Here is a 25,831-nt window from a genome sequence, read left to right on the forward strand (position 1 = left end):
ATTTATGTTTGTAATAAATAATATTTTTCCAAATCTAATGCAGCCATACATCCAGTTCCAGCAGAAGTTATAGCTTGACGATAATCAGGATCTTGCACATCTCCTGCCGCAAAAACTCCAGGTTTACTAGTTATAGTTTTCCCTTTTTCTACAATAATATATCCTTTTTCATTCAAATCTAATTCATTTTTAAAAATTTCTGTATTAGGCGTATGACCAATCGCAATAAATAAACCACTAATCAAAATAGTTCGATTTTTTTTATTTTTTTTATTAAAAATTTTAATCCCTTCCAAGAAATTACCTCCAATAATTTCTGTTACATTAGAATAAAATAAAATATTGATATTTTTTTTTTTTAAAATACGACATTGTAAAATTTTAGATGCTTTAAAATAATCTTTTCTAACTATTAAATATACTTTTCTACAAATTTTTGCTAAATAACTTGCTTCTTCTAAGGCAGAATCTCCACCTCCTATTACTGCAACATCTTTTTCTTTATGAAAAAAACCATCACAAGTCGCACAAAAAGAAACTCCTAATCCAAGAAATTTTTTTTCTTTATTAATTCCTAAAAATTTAGGCCTAGAACCTGTTGCAATAATTAATCCTCTACTTTCTATACATTTTTTTTGATCAAAAAAAATGCGATGTATTCCTCCTTTTTTATTAGATAAAATAACACGATTCACAGATTCATTGATTATTTTAGTATTAAAACGTTCTGCTTGCATTCTACAATTCTTCATAAAATCGATTCCATTAATTCCTTCAGGAAATCCAAGATAATTATCCACATCAGTAGTAGTAGTCAATTGTCCTCCTGGTTGAAATCCTGTAAAAAGAAGAGGATTCATATCAGCTCTTGCCGTATATATAGCCGCAGAGTAACCAGCAGGACCAGATCCAATAATTACACAATTTTGTGTTTTTTTTTTGTTGAATAACATAAAAACATTTATTAATCTTAATAAAGAATTCTATAATACTATACTAATATTATTCTAATTTCATAAATTAAATTATGTATTGTTTAAATTTTTTTATAGAAAAACATTTACTTTTAAAAAAAGTAAAAAACAGAATTCATGTATTTTGCGTAATTAGAAAAAGATTTTATCTCTTTACTCAAGAAGAAATGATACGTCAATATATAATTTTTTTATTAAAACAAGTAAAAAATTATAAAAATTCCAATATATGGGTAGAATATCCTTTGAAAATAAATAAATTAAACAAACGATTAGATATTTTGGTTCAATTTAACAAAGAACCACATATACTCATTGAATGTAAAACTCCAAAAATTCCTATTACGCAAAAAACTTTTGATCAAATTTCTATATATAATAAAACGATTAAAGCTCCATTTTTAATGATAAGTAATGGAATAAAAAATTTCATTTTTCAAGTAGATAAGTCCAATAAAAAATTTTCATTTTTAAAATACATTCCATAACTACATATTATTATACTTACAAATCATGCATATAATCAATAAGATCTAATAATTTGGTAGAATAACCAACTTCATTATCGTACCAAGATACAATTTTTAAAAAATTCGAATTTAACATAAGACTAGAATTTGCATCAAAAATAGAAATTCTTTCATCTCCTATAAAATCTGATGAAACAACAGCATCTTCCGTATATCCTAATATACCTTTTAATGTAGTTTTAGAAGCTTCTTTCATACAACATTTAACTTTATCAAAATTTGTACTAGTTTTTAGATTAACTGTAAAATCCAAAACAGACACATCAGCAACAGGAACTCTAAAAGACATTCCTGTCAATTTACCATTTAAACTAGGAATAATTTTTCCTACGGCATTGGCCGCACCTGTTGATGCTGGAATGATATTAAGCAATGAAGATCTTCCTCCCCTCCAATCTTTATCAGAAATAGAATCAACAACTTTTTGAGTTGCAGTAGAGGCATGTATAGTTGTCATAAATCCTTTAGATATTCCAAAATTATCATTTAAAACTTTAACAATTGGAGAGAGACAATTTGTTGTGCAAGAAGCATTAGATACAATATTTTGATCTTTTTTCATATTTTCATGATTGACTCCCATGACAAACATAGGAATATTATCTTTAGGAGGAGCTGATAAAATCACTTTCTTCGCACCTGATTTTAAATGCGCATTAGCTAAATCTTTTGTTAAAAAAAGGCCAGTAGATTCAACAACATATTCTATATTCAAATTTCCCCAATTTAGTTTTTCAGGATATTTTTCATTAGTGACCTTTATTCGTTTTTCATTTAATATTAGATAATTATTATCTTCAATACGAACATTTCCTTTAAAATTTCCATGAATGGAATCATATTTTAACATATAAGCTAAATATTCTATAGAAACTAAATCGTTAATAGATACTACTTTAATATCCTTTCTATTTAAAGCCGTTAATAAAACCAATTTTCCTATTCTTCCAATTCCATTAATTCCTATTTTTATAGACATATTCAATAATTTTGATTGTTATAAAATTAATTTTTAACTTTCAAAAAAGTTATAAAAGTAGATGATGGGATTTCTACTTTTCCTATTTTACGCATTTTTTTCTTTCCTTTCTTTTGTTTTTCCAAAAGTTTTCTTTTTCTGGTAATATCCCCTCCATAACATTTATCTGTAACATTTTTTCTTAAAGCTTTAATAGTTTCTCTTGCTACAATTCTTCCAGATATAGAAACTTGAATAGGAATACTAAATTGATGTTTTGGAATTAATACAGATAACTCTTTACATATTTTTCTAGCCAAAAAAATAGCTTTAGTTTTATGAACTAAAATAGAGAAAGATTCTATTTTTTCTCGATTAATCAATACCGTAATTTTTTTTAAATCCGAACTTTTATAATCAATAAATTTATAATCAAAAGAAGCATACCCATTAGAAATGGTTTTTAACTTATCATAAAAATCAAATATAATTTCAGACAAAGGTATTTCAAATGTAATCTTTACTCTTTCTGAAGTTAGATAATTATGAGTTCCAATCATAACGCCTCGTCTTTCTATACACAATGACATTACGTTTCCTATGTAAATATTTTTAGTTATAATAGATACTAAAACATATGGTTCTTCCACTTTTTTTAAGTGTTCCATTTCCGGAAAATCTGAAGGATTATTAATTAAAACTTTTTTATCATTTTTCATATAAATTCTATAGGAAACGTTAGGAATAGTAAGTATTACAGAAATATCATATTCACGTTCTAAACGATCTCTCACAACTTCCATATGAAGAAATCCTAAAAATCCACAACGAAAACCAAATCCTAATGCTGGAGAAGATTCAGGACTAAAAGAAAGTGCGGAATCATTTAATTGCAATTTCTCTATAGAAGAACGTAATTCTTCATATTTATTGGAGTTTACAGGATAAATACTAGCGAAAACCATAGGTTTAAATTCTTCAAATTTTTGTATTGCTTTTGTAGCTGGTTTATCAGCATCTGTTATTGTGTCACCTACTTTTACTTCATTTGTATTTTTTATCCCAGAAACAACATATCCAACATCTCCTGTATTAATTTTATTTTTTGAAATACGTTTTATCTTCAAAGTCCCTATATCATAAGCATGATATACTTTCCCTGTAGACATAAATCGTAATTTTTGTCCTTTTCGTATACAACCATTTTTTATTCTAAATAATACTTCAATTCCTTTAAATGGATTATACGAAGAATCAAAAATCATAGCTTGTAAAGGGCCTTTTGGATCTCCTTTTGGTGCAGGAATACGTGTTATTATTTGATTTAAAACATTATTAATTCCTAGTCCAATTTTTGCACTAACAGAAATAATATCTTCTATTTTACATCCCACTAATTCTATAATCTCTTTCATTACGTCTTTGTGAATGGAATCCCATAAATCAATTTTGTTCAAAACGGGAATAATAACTAGATGATTCTTTAATGCTAAAGAAAGATTCGATATTGTTTGTGCTTGCACACTTTTTGTACAATCTACAACAAGTAAAGCTCCTTCACAAGCAGCAATAGAACGCGATACTTCATATGAAAAATCTACGTGTCCGGGTGTATCTATTAAATTAAGAATGTATATTTTATTATTATGTTTATATTCCATTTGAACAGCATGACTTTTAATAGTGATTCCACGTTCTCTTTCTAAATCCATATCATCTAATAGCTGATTTCGGTTTCCTTCTGAAACTGTTTTTGTGAATTCTAACAAACGATCAGCCAACGTACTTTTACCGTGATCTATGTGCGCAATAATACAAAAATTACGAATGTTATGAATCATAATTGATTGAGTTAAAAAAATAGTCAAATAAATAACCTTGAAGGGAATCGAACCCATACCATAGGAATCGGAATCCTATATTCTATCCTATTAAACTACAAGGCTATTTTTATTTTATTGTACGATTAAACATATTCATCGTTTTTTGTAGTCCATTTTTTACAAATGAAAAAATTATTTTTATCCCTATATCTAATCTAGAAAATATAAAGTCTATTTCTTCATTTTTCCAATTCTCTAATACATAAGATTTTTTGTCAAAATGACTTTTATTAATACCAAAACGAAGACGTGCATAATGAGATGTTCCTATTTCTTTTTCAATATTTTTCAATCCATTATGGCCTCCACTTCCTCCTTTACCTTTTAAACGAAAATCACCAAAATTTAAATAAATATCATCAGATATTATAAGAATATTTTTTAATATAATTTTTTCTTTTATCATCCAATATTTAACAGCTATACCACTATGATTTATATAAGTGGAAGGTTTTAAAAAAAAAAGTAATTTATCATCATAAATGAATTCAGAAATCAAACCTAGTTTTTTTTTTGAAAAAGAAAAAAAATATTTATTAGATATTTGATCCAAAATCATAAATCCTAAATTATGTCTAGTTCTTTTGTATAAATATCCTGGATTTCCTAATCCAATTATCAAAAATTTTTTTATGCTATGTGAATGAGTATAACTCATACTGATGAATGAAGAACTTCATACACGGTATTTCCTATATTATCTGGAGATTTTACAATATGTATTCCATTTTTTTCCATGATTTTCATTTTTTCCTGTGCTGTCTCTATTTCTTTTTCTATAATAGCTCCAGCATGTCCCATTGTTTTTCCTTTTGGAGCCGTTTGTCCAGCTATAAAACCTATCACAGGTTTCTTATTTTTCAATTTTTTCATCCATTCAGCCGCTTCAACTTCTAATCGCCCTCCTATCTCTCCAATCATAACAATACATTCTGTTTCTGAATCATGCAAAAATAGTTTCATAACTTCTTTTATATTCATTCCAATAATAGAATCTCCTCCTATCCCAATAGCAGTGGAAATACCACACCCTAATTTTACAATTTGATCTGCTGCTTCATAAGTTAGAGTTCCTGATCTAGAAATAATACCTACATTTCCTTTTTTTTTAAAAATTGAATTAGGCATTATTCCTACTTTTGATTTTTCTGGAGAAATAATTCCAGGACAATTTGGTCCTATTAAACAAGATTTTTTTCCTTTTAAAAAATGCTTGACTCGAATCATATCTGAAACAGGAATTCCTTCTGTTATACAAACAATAACTTGTATATTCATGTAAATAGATTCTAAAATAGCATCAGAAGCAAAAGCAGAAGGAACAAAAATTACGCTAACATTTCCTCCTGTTTGATTTACTGCTTCTTCAATAGTATTAAAAATTGGAACACCTAAATACATATGACCTCCTTTCCCTGGTGTTATTCCTCCCACTATGGAAGTACCATAATTTATCATTTGTTCAGTATGAAATAATCCTTCTTTTCCAGTTAATCCTTGTACAAGGACTTTTATGTTTTCATCTATCAAAATACTCATGATAATTAACTAATTTTTTTTATTACAAATAATTTTTCTAACTCTTTCTATATAAGATTTATTTTCTATATTTATTTTAACAAATTCTCCTATGTCGATAAAAGAAGGGACTAATAATCTAGTTCCTGTTTCTAAAACGGCTATTTTATTACTATTATTAATAGTATCTCCTTTTTTAACTGATTCTGTATGTTCCACTTTAAAAATAACTGTGGAAGGCATTTTTAAAAATAAGAAAATCTTTTCTTTTTCATTCTTCACATGAAAAAAAATCTTTACTTTCATTCCTTCTTTTAAAAACTCTATATTTGTATTTTTTATTAATTTTATTTCTATTTGTATTTGATCATAAGTTCTCTCATTCATAAAATAAAAAATATTTATTTCTTTATATAAATATCTATATGAATCAAATTCTATTTGAACTTTTTTCAATTTATGTTTTGCTGAAAAATTGTTTTCTAAAACATGACCTGTTATCAAATTTTTCAACTTTGTTCTAAAAAAAGCATATCCTTTTCCTGGTTTTACATGAAGAAAATCAATAATTTTATAGATTTCTTCATTCCATTGTATATACAAACCTTTTCTAATATTCATTGAATTAAAATTTGTCATAATTCTTAACTATTTTTGCAACAACTTCTGCTTCTACTACAAGTTTGTTGTTAACAAAACCTTTTCCTTTCATAAAAACAATTCCTCTTTTCATAGTTTCTAACAAACAAACTTGAAGAATAATTATATCTCCAGGAACTATTTTATGTTTAAATTTTACTTTATCTATTTTTAAAAAATAGGTAGAATATAATTCAGGATGATTTAATTTATTTAACACAAGGATCCCTCCAACTTGTGCAATCGCTTCTATTTGTAAGACTCCAGGCATAATTGGTTCTCTAGGAAAATGTCCTATAAAAAAAGATTCATTCATTGTTACATTTTTAATTCCTACAATACTATTTTCTGTTAAATCTATAATTTTATCTACTAAAAGAAATGGAGGTTTATGAGGTAAAATTTTCATAATATTTCTTATGTCTAAAATAGGTTTCTTTTTTAAATCAAATTCAGGAATATCATTTTTTTTAAATATTTGAATCTTATTCATTAATTCCTTTAAAAATTGCATAATGATATAATTATCTGGATTATAAAAAATGAATTTACCTTTTAATTTAGTTCCCAATAAAGTTATAAAACCTATAATATCTAAAAGAAAATGTTCAGCTATTTCATTAAATTTAAATACTTGTTGATCTTGATAAAAAAATGTATTATGCAAAAAAGAATACGTGGAATTTTCTTTCATTTTTTGAAATTTTTTTTTCAAAAAATCAACTTCTTTTTTTTGTTTTTTTTCTTTGTAAAGAAGACAAAAAATTCTTGAACTTGCAATTTTTTGAAATTGATATAAATGTTTAAAAATAGCGTTTTGTGTATATTTATAATTTAAATCTATAACGGTCATGATTTCAAGTTTACTATCAGGTAAAACTATAATTTCTCCTCCTGTTTCTTTTTTATTTTTATAAGAAATGATTTTCGTTATTGAATAATATTTTCTTATTTCGCTCTGTTCTATAATTCCTACTTTCTTAATTGCTTCTACAAAAAATTTAGAAGAACCATCCATTATAGGAATTTCAATATTATCTAATTCTATGATCACATTATCTAAATCCATACCTGTTAAAGCTGCTAAAACATGTTCAGTCGTATAAATTTTGAATCCATTTTTCTCCAAAATGATACCTTTATCTATACTTTCCTTTATGAAAAAAGAATAATGAGCTTCAATACAAGGTTTTTCTTTTATATCTGTTCTAATAAAAATAAATCCTGTATGGATTTGAGCAGGTTTAAAAGTAATAGTTACTTTTTCTTTAGTATATAAACCCAATCCTTGTAAAGAAATTTTTCCTGCAATAGTTTTTTGCTTTTCAAGCATATATTAATACTTTATTCTTTATTACTTAATAACTTAATAAATTTAAAATCATACTAGATATAAATTTTTTGAAAAAAAAATACGAGAAAAATAAAAACTTTATGTAATTTATGTTCTATGCTTGTTATTTTTTTATGTCATGAGTTTTTCAAAACGTATGATTTTCTTTTTTACAGGTTTTATCGTTGGTGTTTTGATATTACTTTTTTTTTCTTACACTTTTAAAAAAAGATTACTGAATATAAAAAAGAAAAAAATAGTAGAAAAAAAAGACGAAAAATATTTTTCTAAAAAAACAAACGGAAAAAAATATGAAAAGAACTTATCAACCATCAAATAGAAAAAAAGTAAATGTTCATGGATTCATGAAAAGAATGAATACAAAAACAGGTCGTATAATTATATATAGAAGAAGAAAAAAAGGAAGAAAAAAACTTACAGTGTCTAATTTCAAAAAATAAAATCACAAAATTTTGAAACGTTCTATATTTCCAATTTCAGGAAAACTTTCTCCCTTTTCTCCATAAAATTTTTTACCCATAACTATAGATTCCTCATAGGCAAAAAAATTGGATAAATCTCCTATGTCTACTATTTTTGTAAAAATGGAAAGATTTTTTTTTGTAAAATCAAATTTTTCAAAATTCATTAGTCCTATGTCTACTAAAAATTTATTTTTATTTTTTTGTATCTCTACCTTTCTATAAATCTTATCTAATAATATGTTTTTATTTTCTGGAATGGATAAATAAGATTCATAATTTTTCTCAATATTTTCTCTTTTATAAGAAATAAAATAAATACCCGCAAAAATAGATAATGCACTATATTTTCTAATGATTTCTTTTTTTAAATCTTTAGGATAATTTCCTGATTCAATTAAAACACAAGGATAGCCTAATTTTTGTAGCCTATCTCCAGTCGCTGTAGGATATAATTCATCAGAAAATCTACCTATTGATCCTATATCAGGTAAAATTTTATAAAGTTCTTTTACAATAAAATTTATCACTCCCATAGATTTCTTTCTACTTATAGAATAAATATTTTTTTTTATAGAAATAGAAGGAGATAAAAAAGACAAAAGAGCAGGATTAAAGTTTTTATTCCCAACATTGTAAATACTTCTTTGATCATGTAAATTAAATAATATATTAGGATTACTTTTTTTTACTTCCTGAAATAAAATTTGTATTTCTGGAGATTGTAAACGAATAGCATCTCTATTTAAGTCTACATTTATAGCGTTTCTTCTTTTAAATATTTCAGATCCATCAGGATTTAACATAGGAATAAATAAAATAGTTAAATTTTTTTTTAAAAATTTAACTAAATCACAATTTTTTTCTTTTAAAAAAAAATGAAAAATATCAAACATGGATTTTGTTCCTGTACTTTCATTTCCATGCATTTGAGACCATATCAATATTTTGATTTTTCCTATTCCCCACTTCATTTTGAAAATTTTCCTTTTTTCTATAGACCATCCTATAGGAACAATAGAGCATATATTTTTATACTTATTTATAACTTGCAATAAGTCAGAGTATCTAAAAATTTTTGAATAACCAATGCTCCTATCTTTAAAAAATTCATAATTATGAAATATAGACAAAATATCAAAAAACAACATAATAACTTTATATTACAGAAAATTCTACTGTTCATGATCAAGAACAAAATTGTTATTATCTTTCAAAAAGATAAAATAAACTTTTACTAAATTAAAAGATTTTTATAAAACGAAATCATGAAGAAAAAAAAGAAAAGATGAATTTTTAACATTTATTATGAAGAATTATTTTAAAATAAATTATATAGAATCAATTTTATTAATAGGAGCATTTACTGCTTTAAATTTTTTCAATGTAATACTTAGAAAAGTATTGATTTATATTAGTTTACCTGAAAGTATGATGTTTTCTATATCATATACTCTTCCTTTCATTTTTTTATTCATTTTTATATCTCATCAAGTTCAAAAAAAAAATATGATCATAGATTTAACCATGAAATTCTCTCCATGGTATATTTATTTTATTATCTTTTGTATGATGTTTTGTATGATCATTATCAATGAATATATTTCTTCACTAGTTCCAAAAGAAGGGCCCATATTAGGGAATCTGTACAAAGAAATTGAAGAATTTTTAAAAGAAGAAATGAAGAATCCCATTCCTTTTTTCTCTACTACAGTATTGTTAGCTCCTATATGCGAAGAAGTTCTTTTTAGAGGAATTATTTTAAATGGAATGTTAAAAAATAAAATTCATCCTATTAAAGCTATTTTATTTTCTTCATTTTTATTTGGATTAACTCATATGAATCCATGGCAATTTGTAGGAGGGATTATCATTGGAAGTTTTATAGGATTCATTTATTTTATAACTTCTTCTATAATAGATTGTATATTACTACATATTTTTAATAATGCTTTTGCTATATTCACTATGTTTTTTTTTATGAATATGAAAGATCCTATTTTATCAAAAAAGGTTAATATGAATATTGGATTAATCTTAATAATATCTTTCATGATAATAATTAGTGGCGGTATCTTTCTTTTAAGAAAGAAGAAAAAAATCTAACTATTACACATGAATTGAATTATTATATAAAAATTTATTGAAAAACCTTTCATGATGAAAAAACCTTCATTAACTATTTTGGGATGTCATTCTTCTATCCCTACAAATAGGTTTCACCCCACTGCTCAAGTGTTGGAAATAAAAGGCTTTTCTTTTCTTATTGATTGTGGAGAAGGAACTCAAGTTCAATTAAGAAAAGCAAAAATAAAATTTAATAGAATAATACACATATTCATATCTCATTTACATGGAGATCATTTTTTTGGGTTAATTGGATTGTTATCTACATTCCATTTATTGGGAAGAGAAAATTCAGTTAGTATTTACGCTCCAAAAGGATTGAAAGAAATTATAGATGTCCATTTTAAATGGTCTTACACTAAACTTAAATATTGTATAGATCATATAGAATTATCATCTAAAAAATTAGAAAAAATCATGGAAAATGACAAAATAGAAGTTTTTTCCATTCCATTAAAACATAGAATTTATGCAAATGGATTTCTTTTTAAAGAAAAACCTAGTAATAGAAAATTAAACATGGAAGAAATTAAAAAAATACCCGATATTAAAATCGTGGATTATCCTGATTTAAAATTAGGAAAAGATTTTAAAACTTATGATGGGAGAATTATTCCTAATTATAAATTAACATTTGATCCACCCAAAATATTGTCTTACGCTTTTTGTTCAGATACTTCCTTTTATTTACCTATAATTGATCATATAAAATATGTAGACTTATTGTATCATGAATCTACTTTTTTAAAAACAGAAGAAAAAAGAGCAATTAATACAGGTCATTCTACAGCAAATCAAGCCGCACACATAGCTAAAGAAGCTAAAGTAAAAAAATTATTGTTAGGACACTATTCAAACAGATTTCCTAATATTAAAGAATTTGAAAAAGAAGCAAAAAAAATATTCTTTAATGTAGAAGCATCAGAACCTCTAAAAACGTATTATCTATAATAAATCATGTTATTGATTCTTTTTAAAGAAAAAAAAGATATGATCAATCCTATTATTATAATAATACATATAACCATATAAGAATCTTCTATTGTTATTTTAATGGGAAAAGGGATTATTTTTGCTATTTTAAATATTTTATATTTTTCTTGTATAAAAGAAATAATATAAGATATAAACAAGCCACTTAAACAACCAAAAATAGTAATGATTAATCCCATATAAAAAAATATCATTTTAATTCTATATAAAGAAAAACCTATACTCCATAATGTAAAAAGTTCCTTAATTTTATCTAATTGTAAAATGAAAATAGCACTAAATAAATTAAATCCAGTGATTAGTGTTATTAATGTAAATAAAAAATAAATAAATATTTTTTCTGTATTTATAACTTTATGTAAAATTATTTCTTTTTCTGTACGTGTAATGATTTTAAATTTTGGTCCTAATTTTTTTATTAAAATATTTTTCAAATTATGGATATCGGCTTTATCATGAATTTTAATTTCCAATGTATGGAAAACTTTTTTTTTTATTGTATTCTGAAGTTCATGTAGATTACAAAATAAATATTTTTTATCCATTTTAGGACTGAAATGAAAGACTCCTTTGATAAAAACTTTTTTTTTCATAAGAAATGAATCAAAAGCATTTTTTTGATAATCTAAAATAAGGATTTGTAAAGGATTATTTTTTATAGAGGAGAATAACATTGGAAAATATGAAATCATAGAAGACCACCCTACATATATAGATAAAAAATCAGATTTATTATTTTTTAAATTTATTTTTTTGAATTTATTCATTACTTTTTCATATTCCATATCTACTCCTTTTAAAGTAATAAAATATTCATGATTATTATAATACAGAAAAACTTGTTTTTCCATAATTTTAGAACAAGCTAAAATTCCTTGTATAGATTTTATTTTTTTTGTTAAAATATTATCATCAATAAAAAAATCTTTTTCATTTAAACAGGAAATTGTAATATCAGAATAATGAATTTGATAAAATTTTTTATTTAAGTACTCTAATCCAGAAAAAACAAATAAAATTGTAGACAAAGAAAATGTAGATACTCCAATTGATAAAATTGATAAAAAAACAATAATATTAACGATGTTTATTTTTTTTTTAGAAAAAAAATAACGTATAGATATATAAAAAGAAGTTGTCAAAAACTAAATTATTTGTATAGCTGGAAAAAAATCCAATTTTGGAATTTTTTTTACACGATATCTTAATCTCTTAGAAAGCAACTTTCTATAAAATCTAGATTTAGAACGGATAGATTTCAATATATTTTTATCTAAAAAAGGATAAATACTAATATATACTTTTATTAAATTCATATCAGGAGTAATACATATCTTCATCAAAGTCACTAAAAATTTATTTTCACTTTGACTATAAAAAATTTCCTCATTAAGTATTTCTGCTATTTCCATAAAAAATATTGAAGATAATTTCTCATTTCTAATCAAACTCATTTCTTTCATCATAATTTAAAAATATAAAATGAAAAAAAAATTTGTAACAGGAAAAATAATGTTGTAAAATTGCACAGTTTACGTTTTTATTTGGGTCCCATAGCTCAATTGGTTAGAGCACCTGACTCATAATCAGGGGGTCGCTGGTTCAAATCCAGCTGGGACCATTTATTTTTTTTTGTAACCGGAGTGGGATTTGAACCCACAACTTACAGTTTAGGAAACTGTCGTTCTATCCTGATTGAACTATCCAGTTTTCGTATTATTTACAGAAACAATTGATTTATTTTTTTTTCCCTTTTTAAAAGAAACATAGCCATTTTTTATAGCGTATAAAGTATGATCTTTTCCTATTCCTACATTTCTTCCAGGATGATGTTTCGTTCCTCGCTGACGAACTATGATATTCCCAGAATTTACGTATTGGTCCCCATATATTTTAATACCTAATCTTCTTCCTATTGAATCTCTTCCATTTCTAGAACTTCCAGAACCTTTTTTATGAGCCATATTATTTTTTTTCTTGTTTTTTTTCTAAAAAAGATATTATTTTGATTTTTGAAAATAAAGGTCTAAATCCATTTTTTACCTGATATCCTTTTCTTCTTTTTTTCTTAAAAATAATAATCTTTTTTCCTTTTACATGTTGTAAAACTTCTATTTTTACGTTTATTTCTTCTAAAAAAGGATTTCCTAAAAAAAGTTCTCCTTCTTTATGAAACAAAAAAACTTGATCCAATAATATTATTTCTCCCACATTTGAAGAAACATGAGGAACATAAATATATTGATTTTCAATAAGTTTAAATTGTTTATTTTTTATATTAGCAATAGCATATGTCATAATAATCTTAATTCTTTAACAATATTTTTTTTGCCTTTAAAATACATTCAAATAAGTAATCTATTTCTTTAAAAGTATTATATACAGAAAAACTAATACGAATCATTCCTGACACTTTAAAAAAATTCATAAGAGGTTGTGCACATAAATGTCCAGTTCTAACCGCAATTCCTAAACGATCTAAAACACTACCTACATCAAAACAATGTAACTCATCTAAGTTAAAAGAAATAATACTAGATTTTTTAGATAAATCACTGATGTTTCCATATAATTGAATTCCATCTATAGAACTTAAACGTTGAATTGCGTATTTCAAAAGTTTTTTTTTATAAGATTGAATATTTGATATACCTATTTTTTTTACGAAATCTATAGCAGATCCCCATACAATAATTCCTTCTATATTTGGAGTACCTGCTTCAAATTTAAACGGTAAATCTGAATAAGTTGTATTATCAAAACTTACATTTTTAATCATTTCTCCTCCAAATTGATAAGGATTTAACTTTTCTAATATTTTTTTTTTTCCATATAATATACCAATGCCAGTAGGTCCATACATTTTATGAGCAGAAAAAACATAAAAATCAACATTTAATTTTTGAACGTTCAAATCTAAGTTTGAAGGAACTTGAGCTCCATCAATTAGAACTAAAGACCCATATTCATGAGCTTTTTCAATAATATATTTAACAGGATTAATAATACCTAAAACATTAGATATATGACTAATAGATACTATTTTTGTTCTTTTTGAAATTAAAGATTCAAAGTCTTGTAATTTTAAAAAACCATTTTTATAAATGGATATTATTTTTAAAATAGCTCCTTTTTTTTTACAAAGAATCTGCCATGGAACAATGTTTGAATGATGTTCAATACAAGAAATAATAATTTCATCTCCTTTTTTTATAAAATCGTCCATACTAGAAACGACCAAATTAATCGATTCTGTAGTTCCTTTCGTAAATATAATTTCATAAGAATGTCTTGCATGAATAAACTCTTGAATTTTTTTTCTGACATTTTCTACATATAGAGTCGCTTTATTACTAAGATAATGAACCCCTCTATGAACATTAGAATTTATGGTATAGTAATAGTTCTGGGAAGCTTGAATAACCTGTAAAGGTTTTTGAGTTGTAGCCGCATTATCTACGTAAACTAAAGGATTAGAATATATTTTTTCTTTTAAAATAGGAAATTGATTTCTTATTTCCTGTATTTCTTTTTCTGAAAACATATATTTTATAAATGTTTATTTAATTTTTCCCTGATTTTTTTATGTATAAATTTTTTCAATTCAAAAATATGAATTGGAACTAACATTTCCTCTAAAAAAGAAAATAACAATAACATTTTAGCTTTTTTTTCAGAAATTCCTCTTGATTGAAGATAAAATAATTCAGATTCTTGAATATTACCTACGGTACAACCATGTGAACATTTTACATATTCAGAATATATTTTTAATTGAGGTTTGGTATATATACATGCTTCGTTAGAAAGAATAATATTATGATTTTTTTGAAAAGCATTTATTTCTTTTATAAATTCATTAACTATTATTTTTCCATTAAAAATTCCCTTAGATTTTTCACATAAAATATTTTTGTACAATTGAAAACTATAAGAATCTGAACATAAATGATCTATCAAAGTATGATGATCCACTAATTGTTTTCCTGATAAAATAGAAATTCCATATAAATAAGAATAAGTTTTTTTTCCATTAGAATAAAAATTCAAATTATTTCTTATAAAATTTCCTTGAAGAGAAAAAGTATAAACGGTACATTTACTATTATTTTTTTGTTTTAAAAATGTATTATCTATTATAGAAGTTTCTACTAAATCATTTTGTATTTTATAGTAATCAATTACACTACAATCCATAGCATAAATTTCGCTAACAGAATTAATAAAAGCGAAATGTTTCCTTAAACACTTATAATGTTCTATAATTTTAACAGAAGAATGTTCTCCTATCACAATCAAATTTCTGTTATTTAACATAATTTTAGATTCAATACCTGTAGAAATATGCAATATTTCTATAGGATTTTCTAAAATAACATTATTAGGAATATAAATATATGCTCCATCTTTTGAGAAAATTGTATTTAACGTATAAAATGCATCATATTTACATGACAATTTTCCATAAAAATTTCTAATTTCATTATCTTTTAGTGATGCTATATTTGATAAAATAATATTTTCTGCATGAACATAAGAAAGATCAGGATTATATTTTCCATCTATAAAAATTAAAATCAAAGATTTTTCTTTTTTAAGAAAAGTTAATTCTTCTACTTTTTCACGTTCTATACTTTCTATTTTTACATTATTGTAAATAAGATCATAATCTTGGTTAATAATTGATTCAATGTCCGTATTTTTCCATTCTTCGTTTATGGAATAAGGAAATCCTTTTTTATGGAAAAAGTCAGTATGTTGCTGTTGCAAAAAAGATATGTAAGAGTTTTCTTTTTTTTTAAAATTATTAATCAATAAAGTTATTTTTTCTTTTAATTGCATTTATAAATAATTCTTTTACACTTTATTTTTTCACTATCCAATCATATCCTTTTTGTTCTAATTTTTCAGCTAATTTTTGATTTCCTGATTGAACAATTTTTCCATTGTATAGAACATGTATAATATAGTCTGAAAAAATATGATCTAATAATCTTTTATAATGAGTAATAATTAAAACAGAATTTTTATCATTTCTAAAAGCATTAATTCCTTTAGCTACTATACGTAAAGCATCTATATCTAACCCTGAATCAACTTCATCTAAAATAGATAATAAAGGATTCAACATCATCATTTGAAATATTTCATTACGTTTTTTTTCTCCTCCCGAAAACCCTTCGTTCAAAGAACGATAAAAAAAATTTTTTTCAATGTTTAATAAAGAAGACTTTTCTTTTATTTTAAATAAAATATCTTTAGCCGACATTTTTTTTACATTTCTTGCTTCAAGAATAGAATTAACCGCTGTTTTAATAAAATTAACAATGGAAACTCCTGGTATTTCTATTGGATGTTGAAAAGAAAGAAAAATACCTAAATGAGCTCTTTCTTCTGGTGAAAAATTTTTTAAATTTTTATTCATAAAATAAATATTCCCTTCAGTTATTTTATACTCTTTTTTTCCTGCTATTATAGAAGCAAGAGTACTTTTTCCAGAACCATTAGGTCCCATAATAACATGACTTTCTCCTGCATTTATTTTTAAATTAATTCCTTTAAGAACCTTTTTGTTTTCTATAGAAGCATGTAAGTTTTCTATATATAACATAATTTTTATTATTATCCTTATCCATCCATATACAATTAATCTTAACCTACAGATCCTTCCAAAGAAATTTCCAAAAGTTTTTGAGCTTCTACTGCAAATTCCATGGGAAGTTTTTTCAAAACTTCATTGCTAAAACCATGTACAATTATAGAAATGGCTTTTTCTACATTTATTCCTCTTTGATTACAGTAAAAAATTTGATCCTCTCCAATTTTTGAAGTAGTCGCCTCATGTTCGACTTTAGAAGTCGAATTATATACATGAATATATGGAAATGTGTGTGCCCCACATTGATTACCAATTAATAAAGAATCACATTGAGAAAAATTTCGAGAACAAATTGCTTGAGGAACTATTTTCACCAATCCTCTATAGTTATTTTGAGCTTTTCCAGCGGATATCCCTTTTGATATAATAATACTTTTAGTATGTTTTCCTATATGTATCATTTTAGTTCCCGTATCTGCTTGTTGATAATCTTTAGTTAAAGCTAAAGAATAAAAATTTCCCATGGAAAAATCTCCTTTAAGAATACAAGATGGATATTTCCAGGTAATTGAAGAACCAGTTTCCACTTGGATCCAAGATATTTTTGCTTCTTTTTCACATAATCCACGTTTTGTTACAAAATTAAAAATTCCACCTTCTCCTCTTTGATTTCCAGGAAACCAATTTTGAACAGTAGAATATTTAATTTCAGCTTTTTCCAAGGCTATAATTTCTACTACAGCTGCGTGTAATTGATTTTCTTTTCTTTGTGGAGCCGTGCATCCTTCCAAATAACTGACATAGGAATCTTGATCTGCAATAATTAAGGTCCTTTCAAATTGACCCGTTTGATTTTCATTAATACGAAAATATGTGGATAATTCCATGGGACAACGGACTCCCTTTGGGATATAACAGAAAGAACCATCTGAAAATACAGCTGAGTTCAGAGCCGCATAAAAATTATCTTTTTTTGAAACAACTGAACCTAAATATTTTTTTACAATATCTGGATATTTTTTTAAAGCTTCATTAATAGAACAAAATATAATCCCTTTATCTTTCAATTTTTTCTGAAACGTAGTTACTAAAGAAACGGAATCTAATACGATATCTGTTGCAACACCTGAAAGAATTTTCCTTTCTTCTATAGGGACTCCTAATTTATTGAACGTATTTATTAATTCTGGATCTATTTTTTCGAAATTATTTAAATCTATTTTTTTTTTGGGAGCAGAATAATAACTTATATTTTGAAAATCTGGAACCTGGTATTTTATATTAGCCCATTTAGGAGGGGTCATTTTTTTCCATATGTTATAAGATTCTAATCTCCAGTCCAACATCCATCCAGGTTCCTTTTTTTCTTCTGTTATTTTACGAATAACGTCTTCATTTAATCCCACTGGGATTTTATATGATTCTATTGGAGTATAAAATCCGTACTTGTATTCAGATTTTGTAAAATTTTTCAGTATTTTATTACTTTTTTTCATTTATGATGAAAAACTTTTTCCACATCCACAAGTATGTTTTGCTTTAGGATTATTAAAATAAAACCCTTTTCCATCTAATCCATCTGAATATTCTAATGTAGTTCCTTCCAAATAAGGAATACTATTTTGATTAACAAGTATTTTCATTTCTTTATGTTTAAAAAGTTGATCTCCTTTTTGTTTTTCTTTATCAAAAGTTAATTCATAAGACATACCTGAACACCCTCCATGTTTCACTCCCAATCTAACGAAAGAAACATCATGAGAAAGGCCTTCTTTTTTCATAATAGAAATTAATTTATTTTTAGCTTTTTCAGATATAAAAACCATAACGTTTATAATTTTGTAATCATACAAAGACAAGATAAAGATAATTTTTTTTTACATGATTAATTTTTAAATTTTAAAAGTAATTTTTGTTATTCCTTTTTTTATTCCCCATTTACTAACCATTCCTGCATTAATTTCTAAAATATATTTTATTGTATTTGAAGGTAAGTTTATAGTCTCTATATCTTTCATAGGACTTACATTTTGATTCACGAAAACTATAGTATCAAATTGATTTATATACACAATATCTAAAGGAATCCGTACATCTCTCATATCTATTTGTTTATACTCCTCTTGATTTTTCAATAAAAATAACATGCCTTTATTTTCTTTCAAAGAAGACCTATATTTTAATCCATTTATTTTTTCTGTATCTCTATACGCTAATTCAACATCTATTTTTTTTATGATATGATTGTTATTTTTCATATATAGTTCTCCATCTTTAATAAACTCTATTTCCAACATATTTCCAATATCTAAAAACATATCAGAATCGTAACAAATTTTTTCAGAAGATTTTATAAAAAAACATATTACTATTACCATAAAATAAAAAAAAATATTTATTTTTCTTATTTTCATATTCATAATGAAAAAAAATACTTTTTAATTCTTGATAAATTAAGAAGAAAAAATCCAAAAAGAATGAAAGGAAGACTGAGCCATTGTCCTGTATTAAGAGATAAAAAGTTAATAAATTCTTCTCCTTGTGGTTCTTTTATAAATTCTAGTAAAAAACGAACAGACCAAAGTATAATAAAAAAAATTCCGGATAAAAATCCATCATAATTTTTACCTATTCTATACAAATACCAAAGAAATAAAAAAATTATTAGATAACTAATAGATTCATAAATTTGTGCAGGATGTCTGGGAATTATTTCTCCATATTCTGTATCCATTTGCAAAAATTTTACCGCCCAAGGTAATTTTTCATTACATGGTTTTCCTACTATTTCAGAATTAAAAAAATTTCCTATTCTAATAAAAACAGCAGATATTGATACAGGAAGACATAATCTATCACATAGCCAAATAAAAGATTTTTCATTTAGGATTGTTTTACTATAAAAAAAACTAGATAAAATAATTCCTATAGTGGCACCATGGCTAGATAAACCTCTATAACCAATAAATTCATAACCTTTTATAAATCCTAATAAAAAATTATGGTTATTTTCTTTAATAGGGAGGAAAGCTTCAATCCAATGATCTGAAAAATATGATAAATCATAAAATAAAACTTGACCTAATCTTGCACCCAAAAGAGTTCCAAAAAAAGTATATATAAATAAAGGATCCAAATATTTTTTATGTATATTATCATTTTGATAAATATATTTCATAATATACCATCCAAATGAAAAAGAAATCACAAACATTAGACTATAAATATGGATAAAAAACCCTTTCCACAAACTAAATTTGTGAACGGGATCCCAGTTAATATATCCTAATATTTTCATAGCAAATATTATTTTATTTTGTTCCATCATAGCCATATGGGCCCCAAGGATTACATTTAATGATTCTTATTATACTTATGAAGATAGCTTTAAAAAAATGAAATTTTTTTAAAGCTAAAATCATGTAATTTGAACAAGTTGGTACATATCTGCAATTATTTCCTATCCATGGAGAGATCCCTATTTGATATAATCTAATAATTTTTATAAAAAAAGTTCTTATGATTTTCATTATGATATCTATTGGTTTTTAATGAAATTTAAGGAAGAACCTGCTTTAAACCATTGAAGTTGTTTTTCATTATAAGAATGATGAACTATAATTTTTTCTTTATATCCATTTTTATGGATTAACTCTACTTCAATATTTTTATTGTTAGAACATATATTTTTTATATAAAAATGAAACACATCTTCTTCTTGAATTTTGTTATAGTCATCAGAATTTAAAAAAGTTAAAGCTAAAATTCCTTGTTTTTTCAAATTAGTTTCATGAATTCTGGAGAAAGATTTCACAAGAACTACACGTACTCCTAAAAAACGAGGTTCCATCGCCGCATGTTCTCTTGAAGATCCTTCTCCATAATTGTCTTCTCCTACAATCAAGGTTTGTATATTTCTATATTTATAGAATTTAGCAACATCATAAACAGTTTCATAACTGTTTTTTATAACATTTTTTATTTTATTTTTTTCATGATTGAAAGCGTTTATGGCTCCCATTAATAAATTTTCGGAAATCTTCTCAAGATGACCTCTATATTTTAACCATGGGCCAGCCATTGAAATATGATCTGTCGTACATTTTCCTTTAATTTTAATTAAAAGTTTGATATTAAGAAAATGATTTCCATTCCATGCTAAAAATGGAGATAAAATCTGTAACCTTTTAGAATTTTTTTCTATCACCACAGATAAATTTTTTCTATTTTTTTTTTTTGAAAAAATTTCATATCCTAATTCTTCTATATTAAAATTCTTTTCAATAATTTCTATTGATTTAGGTTCTTCAAATCTTACATACTCCCCTATTTCATTTTTTAACATATCTGTTCTAGGATCAAATGTTAAATCTCCAGAAAAAATTAAAGCAGTTACAATTTCTGGAGAAGCTATAAAAGCATGTGTTTTTGGATTTCCATCATTTCGAGACGCAAAATTTCTATTAAAAGTATGAATAATTGTATTTTTAACATTTTTTTGATTTCCTTTTCTAACCCATTGTCCAATACAAGGACCACAAGCATTAGAAAATATTTTGGCTCCAATATTTTTTAAAATAGATAAAAATCCTTTCTCTTTCATAAGAGAATAAACTTTTTTTGAACCCGGAGATACCATATATTCTGAATAAGTTTTCAATTTTTTCTTTTTTGCTTGCTGAATGATTGATATGACTTTTGAAAAGTCTTCATAAGAAGAATTTGTGCATGAACCGATTAATCCTACTTCAATTTTGGTAGGCCAATGATTTTTAGCTGCTTCCTTTTTCATTTTAGAAATAGGAGTTGCTATATCTGGAGTGAAAGGACCATTTATATGTGGTTCTAAAACATTTAAATCTATTTTTATTACCTTATCATAATAATTATATGGGTTTTGATAAACTTCTGGATCTGCTTTTAAAAAATATTTTATTTTTTCTGACATTATAGAGATCTGATCTCTACCGTTTTTATTCAAAAAATCTCTCATACTAGCATCATAAGGAAATAAAGATGCGGTAGCTCCGATTTCTGCTCCCATATTACATATAGTCGCTTTTCCAACACAAGAAATGCTATCAATTCCTTTTCCAAAATATTCAATAATATGATTTGTAGCTCCTGAAACTCCAATCATTCCAGATAATTTTAATATCACATCTTTAGGAGAAGTCCATCCATTAATTTTTCCGATCAAATGAACTCCAATTATTTTAGGAAATTTCAATTCTAAAAGCGATCCAGACATCACTTCTGCAGCATCAGACCCTCCAACTCCTATTGCCAGCATACCTAATCCTCCTGCATTAGGAGTATGAGAATCCGTTCCTATAATCATACCTCCAGGAAATGCATAATTTTCTAAAACGACCTGATGAATGATTCCTGATCCAGGTCCCCAAAAATCTATTCCATATTTATGAGATGCAGATCTCAAAAAATCGTAGATTTCTTTATTTTTTTCTATAGCATTTTTTAAATCTAAATCTGATCCATATTTAGCAGATATGAGATGATCACAATGAATAGAAGTAGGAATACATGTTTCATACTTTTGGGTTTGCATAAATTGAAGTAATGTCATTTGAGCTGTAGCATCTTGCATTACAATACGATCTGGTAAAAAATCCATATAATATTTATCTCTAAATCTTCTAATACATTTCAAATTGTCTTTTATACTTTTTTCACATAAATGAGAATACAATATTTTTTCCGAATAAGTCATAGGATGATCTATGACATTTCGAATTTTTTCAATTCTATATAAAAAATTTGTATAAAAATATCGAATTATATCAAGATCAAAAACCATAAATTTTTATTTTAAAATATACATATATAAATTACGTTTTGTTTAAAAAAACACTTATTTTTTTATAAAATTCAGTAGGATTATCGACATGAATCCAATGATCAGATTTTTTAACAGTACAAATTTTAGATTTCGGAAATAATTTTTCTATATAATTATAATCTTTATAAAGAATATAATTTGAATATTCTCCTCGCAAAAATAGTGTAGGACCATGGTATAACCCATTTTTTATATCTTGATAAATTAAAGAATCATAATTTTTTTCAATGTTTGATAAAGAAAAAGAAAAACATAATTTCCCATTTTTTTGTCTTTTGGTACATTTAGAAAAAAATGATCTGATTTTTATATCAGAGATCCATGTTTTTAAAAAACCGTCTAGATCTTTCCTAGTATTAATAATATTAAAATCTATCTTTTTCAAAAAATGTATTAATTTTTTTTGATTTCTATTAGTAATATTATTAGCTTTAGGACTAATATCCACAATTATCAATTTTTTTGGAATCATAGGGTATTTTATAGAAAACTTCATAACAGCTCTTCCTCCCATAGAATGTCCTAATAGTATAGGATGATCTAATTCATAATAAGAGATATATTCTAATATATCTTTTGATATAATATCATAATTCATTTTTTCTGAAAAAAAACTATTCCCATGATTTCTAATATCTAATAAATGAATTTGATAAAATTTATAAAATTCTTTAGCAAAAGAAGTCCAATTTTCTCCGTTTCCAAATAAACCATGAAGAACCAAAATAGGATAACCAGATCCGTAAATCTTAGAATATAGTATCATTTTGTTTATTCTTTATAATTTTTTTCAAATAACTTTGTATTGTATTTTCTAATCCCATGTATATAGATTCATGAATTAAAGCATGTCCAATTGACACCTCTGATATATTTGGTATTTTTTCAATTAAAAAAGAAATATTATCTAGATTTAAATCATGTCCTGCATTAATAAACATATGGTGAGCTACAATAGCTTTCGCTGTATTAATATAAGGATCAATGCAATTCCATTTTTTATTAGCATATCCTGTAGCAAAATATCCAGTATATAACTCTATTCTATCTGATCCTGTTTTAGCTGCATATGAAACTAATTCCGGTTTTGGATCTAAAAAAATAGAAGTACGAATTCCACAATTTTTTAATTTTTTAATTTTATTTGTTAAAAAATCTTGATATAAAAAAGTGTTCCATCCAGAATTAGATGTTATAGCTTCATAAGGATCAGGAACTAAAGTCACTTGTGCTGGTTTCACATCCAATACTAATTTCATAAATTTTTCAGTAGGATTTCCTTCTACGTTTAATTCTGTAGAAATTACAGAACTGATATCATAAACATCTTTATATGTAATATGTCTTTCATCAGGACGTGGATGTACAGTAATTCCATGACTACCAAAACTTTGAACATCTATTGCTACCTGCAAAACATTGGGAATATTCCCTCCTCTTGCATTTCTTAATGTTGCTATTTTATTTAAATTCACACTTAATTTTACCATTTTTTTAAAATTTCTTTTTTAGTCACTTGTGTTACTTCTAAATCAAATTCTTTGGCCGCTGTTAATAAATGATCGAAAACGCTCGCTTGTATCTTTTCATATTTAATGGATTCAGAAGTATTTGTGAAACAATATAATTCTATTGGTAAACCATAAGGAGTCGGCTCTAAATGTCTAACCATTAAAGTTTCTGATTGTGATATTTTTGGATGTCGAGACAAATATTCCAACGCATACTGACGAAAAAGACCAATATTTGTTAATCTTCTTCCATTAATATTTACACTTATGTCAATATTTTTTTCTTTATTAAAAATATCTATTTCTTTTTGTTTTTTTTGTATATAATTGTTTATTAAATAAACATGTTGAAATTTCTTTAAACTATCTGAATTATAAAAATGGAAAGATTGAATATTGAACAAGATAGATCTTTTGATTCTACGTATATTTTTTTGACGCATAAATTCAAAATTAGTAACAGCTGTAGAAATTAAATCATAAGTAGGAACACTAGTAATAGTTTTATCAAAATTTTCTATTTTTGCTGAAGTTAAATTGATTTCAGTAACCGTTCCTTCTATATTATATTTAGGAATTCTAATCCAATCTCCTACTTTTATCATTTTTGTGGAAGCCATTTGTACTCCTGAAACAAATCCTAATATTGTATCTCTAAATACTAATATCACAAATGCAGTTATTGCTCCTAAACTGGTTAAAACAGTAATAAGATCATTTTTTGTTATAATCGCAATAATAACTAAAAAACAGAATATGATAGATATAATTTTCAGTAACTGTGAAAAAGAACGGACTGCTATAGTTTGATGATTGTTTTCACTTGTAGCAATTCTCATAATAGAGTTCACTACTCGAATTAAAAATTGTAAAACAATTAAAACAAATAATATATCAAATATTTTTTCTAAATAAATGATAATAGTATGATAGCTTTTAAAAAATGGTTCAATTAATATTAACCCAATAGATAATGGAAAAAAATGTGCTAAACTATCAAACACTTTATTTTCATATAAAATATTATCCCATATAAAATGAGTAGAACTAACGATTCTCCTGCCTATAAAACGAACACCTCTATTAAAAATGAATTCTAGAATTATTAAAAATATAGTAAAAAATAACATTTTACCAATTATAATAATAGTTATAGTCCCCCATTTTTTAAGGTCCATATTATGTACGGAATCATAAATTCCTTGAATTTGAAAAATAATTATTATTATTTTTTCAATAAAAACTTTACAACACATAAAACAAAATTCTTTCTACTATGAAAATGGAATAATTAACTGTATTTTGAGTTATTTTTAATAAATAATTTTTTAGATTTTTATATGTTTTGTAGATTGAATAAAATAATATATTGAGTTTCTTTTTGAAAGATAAAAATTTTAACTCAATTTTTAAATTTTAAATTT

The 25,831-nt window shown here is 24.9% G+C and carries 28 protein-coding genes and 3 tRNA genes; 5 read left to right on the forward strand and 26 right to left on the reverse strand.

Annotation, left to right across the window (positions count from 1 at the left end; genetic code table 11):
• Positions 1-2: 2 nt before the first annotated feature.
• A complete protein-coding gene (gene trxB, locus BGIGA_RS02900) occupies positions 3-953 on the reverse strand; it encodes a thioredoxin-disulfide reductase (protein WP_014726875.1) in 951 nt (316 codons plus the stop codon).
• A 74-nt stretch (positions 954-1,027) separates the two neighbouring features.
• On the opposite strand from trxB, the gene BGIGA_RS02905 reads away from it, so the two are divergent.
• Positions 1,028-1,462 carry a type I restriction enzyme HsdR N-terminal domain-containing protein gene (locus BGIGA_RS02905; protein ID WP_014726876.1) on the forward strand — a complete coding sequence of 145 codons (435 nt, stop codon included), beginning with the start codon at positions 1,028-1,030 and terminating at the stop codon, positions 1,460-1,462.
• A 16-nt stretch (positions 1,463-1,478) separates the two neighbouring features.
• Here the strand turns inward: BGIGA_RS02905 and gap are convergent, their stop codons facing one another.
• From gap to BGIGA_RS02940, 7 genes are all read right to left on the reverse strand, one after another.
• The gene (gap, locus tag BGIGA_RS02910) at positions 1,479-2,483 is read right to left on the reverse strand and encodes a type I glyceraldehyde-3-phosphate dehydrogenase (protein WP_014726877.1); all 1,005 of its coding nucleotides are present in this window, start codon (positions 2,481-2,483) and stop codon (positions 1,479-1,481) included.
• A gap of 26 nt (positions 2,484-2,509) precedes the next feature.
• Positions 2,510-4,300 carry a translation elongation factor 4 gene (lepA, locus tag BGIGA_RS02915; RefSeq protein WP_041178398.1) on the reverse strand — a complete coding sequence of 597 codons (1,791 nt, stop codon included), beginning with the start codon at positions 4,298-4,300 and terminating at the stop codon, positions 2,510-2,512.
• 35 nt (positions 4,301-4,335) lie between these two features.
• Positions 4,336-4,408, reverse strand: a tRNA-Arg gene (locus BGIGA_RS02920).
• Between the two features lie 4 nt (positions 4,409-4,412).
• Positions 4,413-5,003: an aminoacyl-tRNA hydrolase gene (gene pth / locus BGIGA_RS02925; protein ID WP_014726879.1), complete on the reverse strand. Its 591-nt coding sequence runs from the start codon at positions 5,001-5,003 to the stop codon at positions 4,413-4,415.
• A complete protein-coding gene (sucD, locus tag BGIGA_RS02930; RefSeq protein ID WP_014726880.1) occupies positions 5,000-5,884 on the reverse strand; it encodes a succinate--CoA ligase subunit alpha in 885 nt (294 codons plus the stop codon). Before sucD ends, pth begins: the two co-directional genes overlap by 4 nt.
• A 9-nt stretch (positions 5,885-5,893) precedes the next feature.
• Positions 5,894-6,484 carry an elongation factor P gene (locus tag BGIGA_RS02935; RefSeq protein ID WP_041178399.1) on the reverse strand — a complete coding sequence of 197 codons (591 nt, stop codon included), beginning with the start codon at positions 6,482-6,484 and terminating at the stop codon, positions 5,894-5,896.
• 4 nt (positions 6,485-6,488) lie between these two features.
• Entirely contained in the window at positions 6,489-7,835 is a 1,347-nt protein-coding gene (locus BGIGA_RS02940; RefSeq protein WP_014726882.1) for a bifunctional UDP-3-O-[3-hydroxymyristoyl] N-acetylglucosamine deacetylase/3-hydroxyacyl-ACP dehydratase, read from the reverse strand.
• A gap of 311 nt (positions 7,836-8,146) precedes the next feature.
• Between BGIGA_RS02940 and rpmH the strand changes: the two genes are divergently transcribed.
• On the forward strand, positions 8,147-8,296 hold the full coding sequence (gene rpmH / locus BGIGA_RS02950; RefSeq protein WP_014726883.1) for a 50S ribosomal protein L34: 150 nt from the start codon (positions 8,147-8,149) through the stop codon (positions 8,294-8,296).
• Positions 8,297-8,298: 2 nt separating this feature from the next.
• Here rpmH and BGIGA_RS02955 read toward each other — a convergent pair whose 3' ends face one another.
• A complete protein-coding gene (locus BGIGA_RS02955; protein ID WP_014726884.1) occupies positions 8,299-9,468 on the reverse strand; it encodes a M14 family zinc carboxypeptidase in 1,170 nt (389 codons plus the stop codon).
• A 157-nt stretch (positions 9,469-9,625) separates the two neighbouring features.
• Here BGIGA_RS02955 and BGIGA_RS02960 point away from each other — a divergent pair, with 157 nt between their 5' ends.
• Together BGIGA_RS02960 and BGIGA_RS02965 are read left to right on the forward strand one after the other, a co-directional pair.
• Complete coding sequence (locus BGIGA_RS02960; protein ID WP_014726885.1) at positions 9,626-10,423, forward strand: CPBP family intramembrane glutamic endopeptidase; 798 nt, start codon at positions 9,626-9,628, stop codon at positions 10,421-10,423.
• Between the two features lie 54 nt (positions 10,424-10,477).
• Positions 10,478-11,395 carry a ribonuclease Z gene (locus tag BGIGA_RS02965; protein ID WP_041178355.1) on the forward strand — a complete coding sequence of 306 codons (918 nt, stop codon included), beginning with the start codon at positions 10,478-10,480 and terminating at the stop codon, positions 11,393-11,395.
• Here BGIGA_RS02965 and BGIGA_RS02970 read toward each other — a convergent pair.
• Together BGIGA_RS02970 and BGIGA_RS02975 are read right to left on the reverse strand one after the other, a co-directional pair.
• A complete protein-coding gene (locus BGIGA_RS02970) occupies positions 11,386-12,579 on the reverse strand; it encodes an ABC transporter permease (RefSeq protein WP_014726887.1) in 1,194 nt (397 codons plus the stop codon). The genes BGIGA_RS02965 and BGIGA_RS02970 overlap by 10 nt on opposite strands.
• Positions 12,580-12,582: 3 nt before the next feature.
• Positions 12,583-12,903 (reverse strand): ribosome-binding factor A, encoded by a 321-nt coding sequence (locus tag BGIGA_RS02975; protein ID WP_014726888.1) that lies wholly within the window; start codon positions 12,901-12,903, stop codon positions 12,583-12,585.
• Between the two features lie 81 nt (positions 12,904-12,984).
• Between BGIGA_RS02975 and BGIGA_RS02980 the strand changes: the two genes are divergently transcribed.
• Positions 12,985-13,058: transfer RNA gene (locus tag BGIGA_RS02980), tRNA-Ile, on the forward strand.
• 14 nt (positions 13,059-13,072) lie between these two features.
• Here BGIGA_RS02980 and BGIGA_RS02985 read toward each other — a convergent pair.
• From BGIGA_RS02985 to BGIGA_RS03050, 15 genes are all read right to left on the reverse strand, one after another.
• A tRNA-Arg gene (locus BGIGA_RS02985) sits at positions 13,073-13,147 on the reverse strand.
• Complete coding sequence (gene rpmA, locus BGIGA_RS03135) at positions 13,138-13,401, reverse strand: 50S ribosomal protein L27 (protein ID WP_014726889.1); 264 nt, start codon at positions 13,399-13,401, stop codon at positions 13,138-13,140. The genes BGIGA_RS02985 and rpmA overlap by 10 nt, the downstream gene beginning before the upstream one ends.
• Before the next feature lies 1 nt (position 13,402).
• Positions 13,403-13,735, reverse strand: a complete 333-nt coding sequence (rplU, locus tag BGIGA_RS02990; RefSeq protein WP_014726890.1) for a 50S ribosomal protein L21 — start codon at positions 13,733-13,735, stop codon at positions 13,403-13,405.
• 7 nt (positions 13,736-13,742) lie between these two features.
• Complete coding sequence (locus tag BGIGA_RS02995) at positions 13,743-14,981, reverse strand: aminotransferase class V-fold PLP-dependent enzyme (RefSeq protein ID WP_014726891.1); 1,239 nt, start codon at positions 14,979-14,981, stop codon at positions 13,743-13,745.
• 5 nt (positions 14,982-14,986) lie between these two features.
• Positions 14,987-16,279, reverse strand: a complete 1,293-nt coding sequence (sufD, locus tag BGIGA_RS03000) for a Fe-S cluster assembly protein SufD (RefSeq protein ID WP_014726892.1) — start codon at positions 16,277-16,279, stop codon at positions 14,987-14,989.
• A gap of 22 nt (positions 16,280-16,301) precedes the next feature.
• Positions 16,302-17,048, reverse strand: a complete 747-nt coding sequence (gene sufC, locus BGIGA_RS03005; RefSeq protein WP_014726893.1) for a Fe-S cluster assembly ATPase SufC — start codon at positions 17,046-17,048, stop codon at positions 16,302-16,304.
• A gap of 41 nt (positions 17,049-17,089) precedes the next feature.
• The gene (gene sufB, locus BGIGA_RS03010; protein WP_014726894.1) at positions 17,090-18,532 is read right to left on the reverse strand and encodes a Fe-S cluster assembly protein SufB; all 1,443 of its coding nucleotides are present in this window, start codon (positions 18,530-18,532) and stop codon (positions 17,090-17,092) included.
• Positions 18,533-18,862 carry an iron-sulfur cluster assembly accessory protein gene (locus BGIGA_RS03015; RefSeq protein WP_014726895.1) on the reverse strand — a complete coding sequence of 110 codons (330 nt, stop codon included), beginning with the start codon at positions 18,860-18,862 and terminating at the stop codon, positions 18,533-18,535.
• A gap of 66 nt (positions 18,863-18,928) precedes the next feature.
• Positions 18,929-19,414 (reverse strand): DUF192 domain-containing protein, encoded by a 486-nt coding sequence (locus BGIGA_RS03020; protein WP_238526736.1) that lies wholly within the window; start codon positions 19,412-19,414, stop codon positions 18,929-18,931.
• 38 nt (positions 19,415-19,452) lie between these two features.
• Positions 19,453-20,334 carry a prolipoprotein diacylglyceryl transferase gene (gene lgt / locus BGIGA_RS03025; RefSeq protein ID WP_014726897.1) on the reverse strand — a complete coding sequence of 294 codons (882 nt, stop codon included), beginning with the start codon at positions 20,332-20,334 and terminating at the stop codon, positions 19,453-19,455.
• A gap of 13 nt (positions 20,335-20,347) precedes the next feature.
• Positions 20,348-20,566, reverse strand: a complete 219-nt coding sequence (gene yidD / locus BGIGA_RS03030; protein WP_014726898.1) for a membrane protein insertion efficiency factor YidD — start codon at positions 20,564-20,566, stop codon at positions 20,348-20,350.
• Between the two features lie 8 nt (positions 20,567-20,574).
• Positions 20,575-22,854: an aconitate hydratase gene (locus BGIGA_RS03035; RefSeq protein ID WP_014726899.1), complete on the reverse strand. Its 2,280-nt coding sequence runs from the start codon at positions 22,852-22,854 to the stop codon at positions 20,575-20,577.
• Between the two features lie 31 nt (positions 22,855-22,885).
• Complete coding sequence (locus BGIGA_RS03040) at positions 22,886-23,662, reverse strand: alpha/beta fold hydrolase (RefSeq protein ID WP_014726900.1); 777 nt, start codon at positions 23,660-23,662, stop codon at positions 22,886-22,888.
• Positions 23,646-24,386: a pyridoxine 5'-phosphate synthase gene (locus BGIGA_RS03045; protein WP_014726901.1), complete on the reverse strand. Its 741-nt coding sequence runs from the start codon at positions 24,384-24,386 to the stop codon at positions 23,646-23,648. Before BGIGA_RS03045 ends, BGIGA_RS03040 begins: the two co-directional genes overlap by 17 nt.
• Positions 24,380-25,663 carry a mechanosensitive ion channel family protein gene (locus BGIGA_RS03050; RefSeq protein ID WP_014726902.1) on the reverse strand — a complete coding sequence of 428 codons (1,284 nt, stop codon included), beginning with the start codon at positions 25,661-25,663 and terminating at the stop codon, positions 24,380-24,382. Before BGIGA_RS03050 ends, BGIGA_RS03045 begins: the two co-directional genes overlap by 7 nt.
• Between the last annotated feature and the right edge of the window lie 168 nt (positions 25,664-25,831).

Source organism: Blattabacterium sp. (Blaberus giganteus) (assembly GCF_000262715.1).
Lineage (GTDB): Bacteria > Bacteroidota > Bacteroidia > Flavobacteriales > Blattabacteriaceae > Blattabacterium.